This window comes from Flexivirga meconopsidis, from assembly GCF_026162425.1.
Taxonomy (GTDB): Bacteria; Actinomycetota; Actinomycetes; order Actinomycetales; family Dermatophilaceae; genus Flexivirga; species Flexivirga meconopsidis.
In genome coordinates this window covers 177,229-190,731 of record NZ_JAOBQJ010000003.1, presented here as the reverse complement: position 1 = coordinate 190,731, position 13,503 = coordinate 177,229, and the positions used below count along the sequence as shown (strand labels likewise).

The 13,503-nt window shown below is 67.7% G+C and carries 10 protein-coding genes; 7 read left to right on the top strand and 3 right to left on the bottom strand.

Annotation, left to right across the window (positions count from 1 at the left end; translation table 11 throughout):
- Window positions 1–114 precede the first annotated feature (114 nt).
- Complete coding sequence (locus N2M23_RS10610; protein WP_265445397.1) at window positions 115–2,187, bottom strand: chloride channel protein; 2,073 nt, start codon at window positions 2,185–2,187, stop codon at window positions 115–117.
- Window positions 2,188–2,339: 152 nt separating this feature from the next.
- On the opposite strand from N2M23_RS10610, the gene N2M23_RS10605 reads away from it, so the two are divergent.
- A complete protein-coding gene (locus tag N2M23_RS10605) occupies window positions 2,340–3,797 on the top strand; it encodes an amino acid permease (RefSeq protein WP_265445396.1) in 1,458 nt (485 codons plus the stop codon).
- Window position 3,798: 1 nt separating this feature from the next.
- Here N2M23_RS10605 and N2M23_RS10600 read toward each other — a convergent pair whose 3' ends face one another.
- Window positions 3,799–4,725, bottom strand: coding sequence for a GNAT family N-acetyltransferase (locus tag N2M23_RS10600; protein ID WP_265445395.1), 927 nt, complete (start codon window positions 4,723–4,725; stop codon window positions 3,799–3,801).
- Between the two features lie 25 nt (window positions 4,726–4,750).
- A complete protein-coding gene (locus tag N2M23_RS10595; RefSeq protein WP_265445394.1) occupies window positions 4,751–6,169 on the bottom strand; it encodes a sugar porter family MFS transporter in 1,419 nt (472 codons plus the stop codon).
- Window positions 6,170–6,326: 157 nt separating this feature from the next.
- Here N2M23_RS10595 and N2M23_RS10590 point away from each other — a divergent pair, with 157 nt between their 5' ends.
- The 6 genes from N2M23_RS10590 to N2M23_RS10565 all read left to right on the top strand — a co-directional run bounded on the left by N2M23_RS10590 (window position 6,327) and on the right by N2M23_RS10565 (window position 13,364).
- Complete coding sequence (locus N2M23_RS10590; RefSeq protein ID WP_171152762.1) at window positions 6,327–6,533, top strand: helix-turn-helix domain-containing protein; 207 nt, start codon at window positions 6,327–6,329, stop codon at window positions 6,531–6,533.
- 37 nt (window positions 6,534–6,570) lie between these two features.
- On the top strand, window positions 6,571–7,338 hold the full coding sequence (locus N2M23_RS10585; protein ID WP_265445391.1) for a Clp protease N-terminal domain-containing protein: 768 nt from the start codon (window positions 6,571–6,573) through the stop codon (window positions 7,336–7,338).
- Between the two features lie 164 nt (window positions 7,339–7,502).
- Window positions 7,503–8,240 carry a beta-phosphoglucomutase family hydrolase gene (locus N2M23_RS10580; protein WP_265445390.1) on the top strand — a complete coding sequence of 246 codons (738 nt, stop codon included), beginning with the start codon at window positions 7,503–7,505 and terminating at the stop codon, window positions 8,238–8,240.
- The gene (locus N2M23_RS10575) at window positions 8,237–10,612 is read left to right on the top strand and encodes a glycoside hydrolase family 65 protein (RefSeq protein WP_265445389.1); all 2,376 of its coding nucleotides are present in this window, start codon (window positions 8,237–8,239) and stop codon (window positions 10,610–10,612) included. The genes N2M23_RS10580 and N2M23_RS10575 overlap by 4 nt, the downstream gene beginning before the upstream one ends.
- A gap of 92 nt (window positions 10,613–10,704) precedes the next feature.
- Complete coding sequence (locus N2M23_RS10570) at window positions 10,705–12,090, top strand: class II fumarate hydratase (RefSeq protein ID WP_265446157.1); 1,386 nt, start codon at window positions 10,705–10,707, stop codon at window positions 12,088–12,090.
- A 128-nt stretch (window positions 12,091–12,218) separates the two neighbouring features.
- Complete coding sequence (locus N2M23_RS10565; protein WP_265445387.1) at window positions 12,219–13,364, top strand: magnesium and cobalt transport protein CorA; 1,146 nt, start codon at window positions 12,219–12,221, stop codon at window positions 13,362–13,364.
- The last annotated feature ends 139 nt before the right edge of the window (window positions 13,365–13,503 follow it).

Sequence of the window (13,503 nt, the reverse complement as noted above, 5' to 3'; positions counted from 1 at the left end):
TGTCTGTCGGCACCCGCCAAGGTGGTCTCGTCATCGCCTGTTCCTACTTCGCGCTCGTCCAGGATCACCTCGTGCACTGCGACCAGATCGGCAGTCTGCTCGTGGCGCCGGCGGTCAGCCGAAGATCCGCTGCACGCGGGTCAGCGCGGACGCCGGGGTGAGCACCGCGAGCCGGTCGCCGGCCCGCAGCACTTCGTCGGCCTGCGGCAGCACGACGGCATGGCCGCGGGTGATCGAGACGATGACGACCGAGCGCGGCAGACCGAGGTCCCGGACCGCTCGGCGGACCGCAGGAGCGGTCGTCCCCACCTCGACATCGACGAGCTGCGCGTCTCGGGTGGCCGCGGACACCGCCCGCACGGACGCGCGCATGGTGCGCTCCCAGCCCTGGACCAGCTCCACCGCGGACACAATGCCCACCGGGCGAAAGTCGTTGTCCAACACCGGCACCCAGCCGTGCTCGCTCGCAGGCAGCGCTTCCAGCGCCGCGTCGAGGCCGGCGTCGGTCGGCAGCGTCATCGCTTCCGCGTCGAGGTGGCCGGTCAGTGACTCGGCGCGCCGAGCCGCAGGCAGGTCGCTCAGGTCGGCGAGCTGCACGACCCCGAGGAACGCTCCGTCGTTATTGACAACCGGCGCACCGGGCAGGCCCGAGCCGGAAAGGTGCACGACCGCGTCCGCGACCCTTGTGCCGTCCGGCAGCACCAGCCGCGGCGCACGCATCACCTCGGCGACCCCGACCGCCTTGTCAGTGGCCATCCCGAAGCCGAATCGATGTGCGGGAGAGTCGGATCGGTGCATCAACTGGCTGCGATAGATCGACGTGCTGCCGACCACAAGGGAGGAAAAGGCGAGCGCCACCATCGCCGGCGGTAGCACACCGATCGTGCCGGTCATTTCGGCAACCATCAGCAGCACCGACACCTGCGCATGGGCGATTGCGCCGAAGCAGGCCGCCATCCCGACGATCACGAACGCCAGCTGCACGTCGGTGCCGATCCCCACCTGATGACCCAGCCGCCACAGCAGCGCGCCGGTCGCGCCGCCGATCACCAGGCCGGGGCCGAAAATGCCTCCGGATCCGCCGGATCCGATCGACATGCTCGTGGTGAGGATCTTTGCCAACGGCAGGACCAGGACAATCAGCAACGGCATGTCGACCAACACGTGGAGGTCGAGCTCGCCCTGCAGTGCGCCATACCCGGTGCCGAGCGCACCCGGCACCTCCAGCCCGATCAGCCCGACGACGACACCGGCGACCGCCGGTTTGACCACCCGCGGCATCGGCACCCGGTTCCACCAGTCGGTCAGGCCGTAGAAGCTCCAGGTGTAGAGCCGGCCGACCAACCCGGCCGCGACACCCACGACCGCGAAAAGCGCTAGCTCCCAAGGGTTTCCGACACCGGCATCGGGGTTGTTCCCGAAGACTGGAGTGAATCCTCCCGTGGCGCTACAGAAGATGCCATACCCGACGGAGGTCGCCACGATGCTCGGTAGCAGCGCCTCGATCTCGACATCCTCGACATACAGCAGCTCCGCGCCGAGCATCGCGCCGCCCAGGGGCGCCTTGAAGATCGCGCCGATGCCCGCAGCGATGCCGGCTGCCACGCAGATGCGTGCATCGCGCGGGGTGAGGTTGAGCGCGCGGGCCAGTGTTGACCCGAATCCGGACGAGATCTGGGCGGTCGGGCCCTCGCGGCCGCCCGATCCGCCGCTCGCGATGGTGATGATGCTCGCGACGAGCTTGACGACGATCACCCGCGGTCGCACACCCTTGGGGTTGGCGTGCACCGCCTTGATCGCCGAATCAGTGCCGTGTCCCTCGGCTTCCGGAGCCCAGGTGAAGACCAGCAGACCGGAGATCAGGCCGCCGGCACCGACCACGAGTGGGATGGCCCACGGCCGGCTGAACCCGCTGCCGGGTTGATAACCGCCTTCGCCGGCGACACCCGGAGGCCGGTAGCCGCCGAGGTCGGTCAGCAACAGCTGCGTCCCCCACGTCAGGCCGTAGTAGAAGACGATCGCACCGAGCCCGGCAACGCCGCCGATGAGCATGCCGAGCGCCAGCCATTTACGCAGGTACGGCGCTTGCCGCACTCCCGACAACGCCCTGCCGAGGATGCGGCGGCCACCACCGGTCACGGAGTCGATCGCGATCATCGTCGCCTTTCGCCGGGAACGTCGCGTCATACATATAATTGCAGAGCGCAATTATTGCCTATGCGCATAGCTGCCGAGCCCGATTCCGTGTTCGGCGTCACTTCCGGGTACCGTCGCCTGGCGACCTCGGCTCTCCCGAACGGACTCATGCCGGGGTCGACGTGTGTGAAAGGACCACTGCAGTGACCATCGACGCGAGCCAGCGCGAGGACGACACAGCCGCCGCTCCGCGTGACGCCGGGGACTCCGGCTACGCCAAGGGCCTGAAGAGCCGGCACATCCAGATGATCGGCATTGGCGGCGCCATCGGCACCGGCCTGTTCCTCGGAGCAGGTGGCCGGTTGCACGACGCCGGGCCCTCGCTGATCCTCAGCTACGCCATCTGCGGCGTCTTCGCACTGTTCGTGGTGCGCGCGCTCGGCGAGATGGTGGTGCACCGGCCCTCGTCCGGCGCATTCGTCTCCTACGCTCGCGAATTCGTCGGCGAGAAGGGTGCGTATGCCGCCGGGTGGTTCCACTTCCTGAACTGGTCGACGACGGTGGTCGCCGACTCGACCGCGATCGCCCTCTACTTCCACTATTGGGGCTTCTTCTCCGACAACGTCCCCCAGTGGCTGATCGCGCTCATCGCGCTGGTCGTGGTGCTCGTGGTCAACCTGGTCGGCGTCGCGCTCTTCGGCGAGCTGGAGTTCTGGTTCGCGATCATCAAGGTCGCCGCGCTGGTGATTTTCATGCTGATCGCGATCGGCGTCATCGTCTCCGGCCACCACGTCGGCGGCACCGCGCCCGGCTTCTCGGTGATCAGCGACAACGGCGGCTTCTTCCCGCAGGGTGCCTGGCCGATGTTCGCGCTGATGCAGGGCGTGGTCTTCGCCTACGCCTCGATGGAGCTGGTCGGCGTCGCCGCAGGCGAGACCCCGGAGCCGCGCAAGGTGATGCCCAAAGTGGTCAATTCGATCATCTGGCGCATCGCGATCTTCTACATCGGCTCCGTCATACTCCTCTGCCTGCTGCTGCCCTACACCTCGTTCAGCTCCGGCGAATCACCTTTTGTCACAGTGCTGTCCAAGCTCGGTGTGAGCGGTGCGGGAGACGTGATGAACGTCGTGGTGATCACCGCGGCCGCGTCGTCGATGAACTCCGGCCTCTACTCCACCGGGCGCGTGCTGCGCTCGATGTCGCTGGCCGGCACCGCACCACGCTTCACCGGCCTGATGAGCAAGACGCATGTGCCGTATGGCGGGATCGCCGCCACCGCGGCTGTCGGTGTGCTCGGGGTGGTCGTCAACTACCTGCAGCCGGGCAAGGCCTTCGAGATCGTGCTCAACCTCGCCTCGGTCGGCATCATCGGTGTGTGGTCCATGATCATGATCAGCCACCTGATGTTCGTCCGGAAGGCGCAGCGCGGCGAGATCGAACGTCCCGGCTTCCGGCTCGGCGGAGCACCGGTGATCAACATCGTCACTCTGGTCTTCCTGGCCGCGGTGCTGGTGCTGATCGGCACCGACGGTGACATCGGCACCTGGACGATCTGCCTGGCCCTGCCGCTGGTCGCGGCCGCGATGGTCGGCGGCTGGTTCGCGGTGCGAAAGCGCATTGATTCCAGCGTGTTCGACGAGGAAGGCTCCGGCGTCGCCTGACTCACGTGCGGCGCGGCCGCCTCGGCAGCTCGCGCCGGAACACCTGGTCGGTGGTGAGGTAGCCGACCGCGTCATACAGCTGCTTGGCGCCGGTGTTGTGACCCCACACGTTGAGCGCAAGCGTGCCGCGACCGGCGATGCGGGCCTGCTCGGCGCCCGCGCGCAAGATCTGGGTGGCATAGCCCTTGCGGCGGTGCGCCGGGGCGACCTCAATGTTGAAGATGAAGGCACGCTCGGGCTGCACCCCGACCCAGAGCATCCCGACCTCGGCGTCGCCTGCGCAGGCGGCCCATATCCAGTGCCCGGGGGTCTGCAGGCCGTCGGGCAGCAGCCGCGCGAACGACTCTCGCGCGGCCCTCTCCGCCGCAGCGAGATTGGGTGCGGCGCCCGCAGCCAGTAACTCACTCGCGTAGTGGTCGACCGCGAACCGGGCGAAGTCGGCATACCGCGCCGGAGTCATCGGACGGAGCGTGAGGCCCTCCGCGGGCGGCACCGCGTCGACGTCGATCTGCATGTGTGACGCGATCAGCCGGTCGTCGGCCCGCCGGAGCGCCGCGGTCACCGGGTCATGCCGAAACACGCTGAAGGTGAAAGCGTTTCGGTCCAGATCTCGTATGACGTCAGGCAGCTTCCCGGCGACGGCATCGGCTGCTGCGTCAGGCACCGCCAGGTCGGCGACCACCACCGCGTCCGGCCGGCGGACCAGCCACACCCACCCGGCTGCGGCGTCCGCGGTGGTGACCCGCCATACGGCATGGTCGAGGGCGAGTGCGCCATCGGTGATCGCGCGCGCGAGGGCGCCATCGACCGCCCGGTCATAGCCGACCTCACCGGCGGCTCTGCGGACCTCCCGCAGGTGCTCGCCGGCCGCTTGCCGCCACTGCGGCAGCTCGGCGGCGTCGATCGGTCGCCACTGCGCATCGCTCATGGCAGTGGTCTACCGCACGGCACCGTCAGGCGCGGGCCTGATAGGTCTGCCCGGTCATCGACTCGAGCTCCTGACCGGTCGTCTCCGGGATCTTGGTGCGCACGAAGAAGAAGGACGCGACCGCGAACGCGGCGTAGATGCCGTACATCAGACCGAGGCCGATGCGGTCGGAGAGCCACGGGAACGACACCGAGACCAGGAAGTTGCACAGCCAGTTGCTGACCGTGCCGATCGCCAGCGCGTAGGAACGCTGGGTGTTGGGGAACATCTCCCCGAGCAGCACCCACACGATCGGGCCCCAGGTGGCGGCGAAGAAGATGACGAAGAGGTTCGCGCCGATCAGCGCGACGATGCCCCATCCCTGCGGCAGCGTGACCTCGCCGTTCACCTTGTGCGCGGTGAAGAACGCGGCCGACGCCATACCGAGGCCGACCGTCATACCGACCGAGCCGACGAGCAACAGCAGTCGCCGGCCGAACCGGTCGACCCAGAGGATCGCGACGAAGGTGAACGTCACGTTGATCACCGAGGTGATCACCGACGTGCGGAAGGAGTCGCTCTCGGAGAAGCCGACCGACTTCCAGAGGGTGGTGGAGTAGTAGAAGATCGCGTTGATGCCGACGAGCTGTTGCAGACCGGCCAGGATGATGCCGACCCACACCAGCGGCTTCAGCCCGAACCGCGGCCCGGCGATGTCGGCGAAGCTGGTGCGGTCCTCGGCCTGGATCGACTCGCGGATCTCCTCGACCTTGCGGGCCGGGTCCGGCTCGCCCATGTCGGTGAGCACCAACTCCGCCTCGCGTCCCTCGCCGATGCGCACCAGGTAACGCGGCGACTCCGGCAGCGCCATGGACAGCGTGCCGTAAATGACGGCGGGGATGACGCCGACCAGGAACATCCAGCGCCACGCGCTGAGGCCAAGCCAGAGCTGGTCGGACGCGTCGCCCGCGGAGTTGGCGAGCACGGCGTCGGACAGCAGAGCCGCGAAAATACCTATGGTGATTGCGAGTTGGTGCACCGACGTGAGCGCCCCGCGCATCCGCGCGGGTGCGATCTCGGAGATGTACGCCGGGGAGATCACCGAAGCGACGCCGATGCCGAGACCGCCGACGAGCCGCCAGAACATCAGCTCCCACACCGTGCCGACCAGCGCTGAGCCGACCGAGCTGGCGAAGAACAGGCCCGCCCCGATGAGCATGACCTTCTTGCGTCCGATCCGGTCGGCGAGCTGTCCGGCATACCAGGCGCCGGCGGCGCAGCCGAGCAGCGCGATGGCAACCGTGAAGCCCTTGACGAACGCACCGAGCTCGAAGCCGCTGCCGATGGCGTCGACGGCGCCGTTGATGACAGCGGAATCGAAGCCGAAGAGGAAGGCGCCGACAGCGGCGGAAACACTTGCGGCTACTACTTTTCCGCGACTGGCGTCGGACTGATGCGCGGTCATGGGAGGTCCCCCTCGGTCACGTCCGGTCGGCTCGATCCGCCAACGCTAGCCGACGGGCGGGCCCGCGTGGGCCGCGCGGGCGTCCCAGGAAACACGGCTGCCAATTGATGTCATGTTTAGTTGACACGGATGCGGATGTCAGGATAAGTTGACGGGCATGGACGACGATCAGAAGCTGGCCGAAGCAGCCGCCAGCAGCAATCCGGCCCAGGGTCTCGCCGCGGTTCGGGCGCTTCGCGCGCTGGCCGACCGCCTCGAGGACGTGCAGGTGCGCAATGCGCGCGAGCAGGGCTGGAGCTGGCAGGCGATCGCCGACGTGCTGCACGTGAGTCGGCAGGCCGTCCATCAGAAACACGCTCGATGAGCGTCGAGCAAATCTCGAACTTCAAGGAGTTTCAACCATGTTCAACCCAACAAATTCTGAGATCAGGATCGCCATGATGCAGGCGGCCGACGAGCAGCGCGAGCTCGGCCACGACCAACTAGGGGCAGATCACCTCCTGCTGGGTCTGCTGAGCAACGTGCGCGGATCGGCATACAAGCTGCTCACCCAGCACGGCGTGAGCTATGAGCTGGCGCGGCAAGTGGTGGTCGACAAACACCGCGAAGAGCCTGAGGACCAGTCCGATGCCGCGCCACACCCGGGGGATGCGTCAAGCAGTCTTGACGACGACCGGGAGGCGCTGCGCGCCATCGGCATCGACCTCGACAAGGTGCGCGCCGCCGTCCGCGATACCTTCGGCGACGACATCACCGACGGCTGGGGCGAGCGCCGCGGGCCACGTCGCGGCGGTCCCGGCCGCCGGGGACGCGGCCCGGGCGGGCACGGTCAGCGAGGAGGTGGTCCGGGCTGGGCACCCTTCGCCGAAGACTTCGGGGAGTGGGGCCGGCCCGGCCGCGGGCGTCGTGGCCCGCGCAGCCGGCGAGGCTTCGGCAACATCAGCCCCGGCCTGCAGGACGTCATGCGCGAGCTGAGTGAAGGCCTCCGGTCGGAGGCTGTCGAGAGCATCGGCACCGGGCGTGCGCCGAACCTCAGCGGGGCGCGGTTGTTGTCCGCGCTGCTGCACACCGACGACCCGGTCGTCGGGGCGATTGTCGAGGCGGCCGACAACCCGCGGCAACTCATCGCCGATGCCGACGAGCTCGCCGGCAAGGCACCGACCACCTGATCAGACCGACCCGGCGATGGCTGCGTTCACGCCGCGCGCGAGAACGCAGCCATCGCCACGCTATGCACCTGCTTGGCGGGCCCGGCGGGCGGCGCTAGCCTGCCACCTGGACCGCTTCACCGGACCGTCGTCCGGGGAGCACTGTCGACCAGGGAAGCCGCCTCATGCTCGGTCTGCCGGACACCATCACCACCTGCCTCTTCGATCTCGACGGGGTGCTCACCGACACCGCGAGTGTGCACCGCACGGCGTGGAAGCAGATGTTCGACGAGTATCTGAAAGCCAAGGACGGTAACGACTTCCAGCCGTTCACCGACGACGACTACAACCGGTATGTCGACGGCAAACCCCGCCAGGACGGCGTGCGCGACTTCCTGACGTCCCGACACATCACGCTGCCGGATGGCGACCCCGACGACGAGCCGGCCAAGGAGACGGTCTGGGGTCTCGGCAACCGCAAGAACGCCCTGGTGCAGTCCACGATCAAAAAAGACGGGGTCACCGTCTACGAAGGCAGCCGGCGTTACCTGCAACTCGCCCAGCAGGCCGGTCTGCGCCGGATCGTCGTATCGTCCAGCGCGAACACCGCGATGGTCCTCGAGGTCACCGGACTCGGTGAGTATGTCGAAGGTCGCGTCGACGGCGTCACCCTCGCCGAGCAAGACATCAAGGGCAAGCCGGCGCCCGATTCCTTCCTCGCCGGCGCGAAGCTCGCCGGTGCCACCCCCGACCAGTCCGTGGTCTTCGAGGACGCGGTTTCCGGCGTACAAGCCGGCCGCGCAGGCAAATTCGGCTACGTCGTCGGTGTCGACCGGGTCGACCACGCGGACGAGCTGAGGAAGAACGGCGCCGATGTCGTCGTCCAAGACCTTGCCGAACTGATCGATCAGGAGAACGCATGACGACCGGCCCCGACACCAAGAGCGAATTCACGGTCGAGCCGTGGCGGGTGCGTGAGATCGGGCTGCACCCCGGCAACCTGGCGCAGTCCGAGTCGGTCTTCGCGCTGTCGAATGGGCACATCGGAGTGCGCGGCAACTACGACGAGGGCGACCCGTCGGGTTTGCCTGGCACCTATCTGAATTCGTTCTATGAGAAGCGCCCACTGCCCTACGCCGAGGCCGGCTATGGCTACCCGGAGGAAGGGCAGACGGTCGTCAACGTGACCGACGGCAAGCTCATCCGGCTGCTGGTCGACGACCAGCCGCTCGACCTGCGCTACGGCGTGGTCCGGCACCAGGAGCGGACCCTCGACATGCGCACCGGGTTGCTGCACCGGGATCTGATCTGGGAGACCACCGCCGGCAAGAAGGTCCGCGTTCGCTCGACCCGACTGGTGTCCTTCACCCAGCGTGCGATCCTCGCGATCAACTACACGGTGGAGGCCGTCGACCAGCCGCTGCGCGTGGTCATCCAGTCCGAAATGGTTGCCAACGAAGAGATTCCGGTCACCTCGAAGGATCCGCGAGTCGCGGCGGCACTCAAGGACCCGCTCGTGCCGGAGGAGCACTCGTTCAGCGGCAATCGGTCATCGTTGATCCACTGCACGAGGGCCAGCGAGTTGCGTCTGGCCGCCGCCTGCGACCACATCGTGCACGGGGACGACGTGCACAGCAACACCTACGTCGAGCCGGACTGGTCGCGCACCACGATCGGCACCGAGCTGAAGCCCGGTGAAACCGTCGGCGTGACGAAATTCGTTGCCTACGGCTGGAGTTCGCAGCGCACGCTGCCGGCGCTTCGCGACCAGGTCGACGCCGCACTGTCGGCCGTCCTGCACACCGGGTGGGACGGGCTCGTCGCCGAACAGCAGGCGTATGTCGAGGAGTTCTGGGACGGCGCCGACGTCGAGGTCGACGGCGACCCGGTCGTGCAGCAGGCGGTGCGCTTCGGGTTGTGGCATGTGCTGCAGGCCGGTGCCCGGGCCGAAGGCCGCGCCATACCTGCCAAGGGACTGACCGGTCCCGGCTACGACGGGCACTCCTTCTGGGACACCGAGATGTTCGTGCTGCCGGTGCTGACCGCGACCGCCCCGCTCGCCGCGCGGGATGCGCTCTGGTGGCGGCTGTCCATCGCCGACCTTGCCGAAGAGCGTGCAAAGACGTTGAAACTCAAGGGAATAACCTTCCCGTGGCGCACGATCCGTGGACAGGAGTGCTCGGCTTATTGGCCGGCTGGTACGGCCGCATTCCACATCAATGCCGATATCGCCGTGGCTGCGGCGCGTTACGTCTTCTGGACCGGGGATGACGAGTTCGACCACGAGGTCGCCCTGCCGTTGCTCGTGCGCACCGCGCGGCTGTGGGCCGACCTCGGCTATCACGGCGACGACGGGCGCTTCCACATCGACGGAGTCACCGGCCCCGACGAGTACAGCGCGATCGTCGACGACAACATCTACACCAACCTGATGGCAGCCCGGAACCTGCGTTACGCGGCCGACGTCACCGAGCGCTGGCCCGAGGAAGCCAAGGCGCTCAATGTCACCGAGGCGGAGGTCGCCGACTGGCGCGCCGCGTGCGAGACGATCGCGATGCCGTTCGACGCCGAGCGCGACGTCTACATGCAGGACGCCGATTTCACCAACCACCGGGTGTGGGACTTCCAGGAGACCTACACCAACGATTCCTACCCGCTGTTGCTGCACTACCCCTACGTCGACATCTACCCGCAGCAGGTCGTCAAGCAGGCCGACCTGGTGCTCGCAATGCACTGGTGCGGCAACGAATTCACCCCCAAGCAGAAGGCCAGGGCGTTCGAATACTACGAGGCGATCAACTGTCGCGACTCGTCGCTGTCGGCATGCACGCAGGCAGTCGTCGCCGCGGACGTCGGGCAGGTCGAGCTGGCGCACGACTACCTGACCGAGGCGGCCCTGATGGACCTGCGCGATCTGGAGCACAACACCAAGGACGGCGTGCACGTCGCCTCGCTCGCCGGCGCCTGGCTCGCGCTGGTGTGTGGCTTCGGCGGACTGCGGGACTACCACGGTGAGCTCAGCTTCGCGCCGACGCTGCCGGAGACCATCACCCGCCTCGCCTTCACGGTGCGCTGGCACGGCTGCAAGATCCGGGTTGAGGTAACCCACGACCACACGACCTATCACCTCGAAGACGGCCCGGACGCGCACACCGAGGTCAAGCACTACGGCAAGAAGTTCCTGCTGCGCACCGGCAAGCCGGTGTCGAAACCGACCCGGCCCCCCAAGCCGCTGACGCCGCGGCCGACGCAACCGGTCGGGCGCGCGCCGATCGTGGCCGGGTCACTGCACTAGATCCGGCAGGCGCAGACTGGGAGCAGGCCTTCGACAAGCAGAGGAGCGCTCCCACAGTGACCGAGCAAACCGAGCAGACCCCGAACACCCTGATGACCCGCATCGAGCACGACTCGATGGGCGAGGTGCGCGTGCCCGCGCAGGCGAAGTGGCGTGCGCAGACCCAGCGCGCGGTCGAGAACTTCCCGATCTCCGGGCGCCCCATCGACCCCGAGCTCATCGCGGCACTCGCCGCGATCAAGGGCGCCTCGGCGGCGGCGCGTGCCGAGCGCGGGATGCTCGACACCGACAAGGCGCGGGCGATCGCCGACGCCGCGGCGGCCGTCACCCGCGGCGAGTGGAACGAGCAGTTTCCGATCGACGTGTTCCAGACCGGGTCGGGCACGTCGTCCAACATGAACGCCAACGAGGTCATCGCCTCGCTCGCGCAGGAGTCGCTCGGTGCGCCGGTGCACCCCAACGACGACGTCAATGACCCCTTCTCCTCCAACGACCAGTTCCCGGCGGCGATCCACATCGCCGCCGCGCGCGCCGTCGTACGCACCCTGATCCCGGCGCTCGAGCACCTCGCTGAGGCGCTCGAGGCCAAAGAGACCGAGTTCGCGGAGGTGGTGAAGTCGGGTCGCACCCACCTGATGGACGCCACCCCGGTCACTCTCGGCCAGGAGTTCGGCGGATATGCCACACAGATCCGCCTCGGCGTCGCGCGCCTGCAGGACTCGCTCCCCCGTGTGGGCGCTCTCCCCCTCGGTGGCACCGCCGTCGGCACCGGCATCAACGCGCCGAAAGGCCTTGCTGCAGAGGTTATTTCGCACCTGGCGAAGGACCTCGACCTGCCGCTCACCGAGGCGGCAAACCACTTCGAGGCGCAGGGCGCGCGTGACGCTCTCGTCGAGCTCTCCGGCATGCTGCGCACCATCGCGGTCGGCCTGACCAAGATCGCCAACGACATCCGCTGGATGGGCTCGGGGCCGCGCACCGGCCTCACCGAGATCTTCCTGCCCGACCTCCAGCCCGGCAGTTCGATCATGCCCGGCAAGGTCAATCCCGTGCTGGCGGAGGCGGTTTGCCAGGTGAGCGCGCAGGTTGTCGGCAATGACGCGGCCGTCGCGTGGAGCGGCGCGTCCGGCAACTTCGAGCTCAACGTGATGCTGCCGGTCATCGCCGACAACCTGCTGCAGTCCATCGGCCTGCTCGCCAACGTGTCGGTGCTGTTCGCCGACCGCTGCGCCAGCGGCATCACCGCCAACGTCGAGCGCGACCGGGAGTACGCCGAGTCGTCGCCCTCGATCGTGACCCCGCTCAACCACTACGTCGGGTATGACGAGGCAGCCGCAATCGCCAAACAGTCGCTGAAGGAGGGCAAGACGATCCGGCAGGTCGTCATCGAACGCGGCCACGTCAAGGACGGCTCGATCAGCGAGGCGGACCTGGACCGGGTGCTCGATGTGCTTGCGATGACCCGCCCGCAGGAGTAACCGTCCGCCCCCTCGCCGAGAGGCTCACTTATCAGCGACAGGCTCACGTATTCGCGGTCCGAACACCGCAAATACGTGAGCCTCTGGACGGTAAGTGAGCCTCTCGGCGAAGCACTACCCTGGCAATCGTGCCCAGCTGGAGAAACCGTGCGTTCCTGCCCACGTCCGTGTTGCCCTCGCGCAACCGGCCGGCGGAAGAAGACGCACCCGAACGCGCGCTCCAGCCGCGTCGTGACGACGAGGTGCCGGTCGAGGAGTCGGTCGTCGAGAAGGCGGTCTACCTGCACGGCCGGCGCCTGGAGGCGCCGCACTCGCTGCGCGAGGCGATGCACCGGCTGCACGACCCCGACAAGGCGATGGCCTGGATCGGCCTGGTGCACCCGACCGAGGCGCAGATCACCGACATGGCCAAGGTCTTCGACTTGCACCCGCTGTCGGTCGAGGACGCGATCGTCGCCCACCAGCGACCCAAGCTGGAGCGCTACGACGACACGCTCTTCGTGGTGCTGCGCCCCGCCATCTACCTGGACGAGTCGGAGACCGTCCAGATCGGCGAGCTGCACATCTTCATCGGCCGCGATTTCGTGCTGACGGTTCGTCATACCGACCGCCCGAACCTGGCGGCGGTGCGGCACCGGATGGAGGCCGACCCGGACTTGCTCGCACTCGGCCCCGAGGCCGTGCTCTACGCCATGATCGACTTCGTCGTCGACGGCTACGCACCGGTGATCGCGGGCCTGGAGAACGACATCGACGAGATCGAGAACCAGGTCTTCGAGTCCGACCCGGCGGTGTCCCGGCGCATCTACGAGCTTTCGCGTGAGGTCGCCGAGTTGCAGCGCGCCACCAAGCCGTTGTTGCAGATCGTGCGCGGCCTGGAGCGCGGCTTCGACAAGTACGGCACCGACGAGGAGTTGCAGCGCAACCTGCGCGACGTCGCCGACCACGCCACCAGCGTGGTGGAGCGGGTCGACGGCTTCCGCAGCAACCTGGCCGACATCCTCACCCTCAACGCCACCCTCGTCGCGCAGACCCAGAACGAGGAGATGCGCCGCCTTGCCGAAGCCGGCATGGAGCAGAACGACGAGGTCAAGAAGATCTCCGCCTGGGCGGCGATCCTCTTCGCACCGTCACTGATCAGCGGCATCTACGGGATGAACTTCGAGCGTATGCCGGAGCTGTCCTGGCCGGTCGGCTATCCCATCGCGCTCTGCCTGATGCTCGTGGTCTGTGGCGTGCTCTTCCTGGTCTTCCGCAGACGAAAGTGGTTGTGACCGGGAGTCATCCGGCGCGCGAGTGCGCGTGAGGTAATCAATCCGGGGCGGAGAATGGTCCGCTGCCGAACGGCCCGGTTGGTATGGCTCGCGGCCGGAAGGACGAATCAAGCTGTCGTCATCCGAACAAGTCGAACCA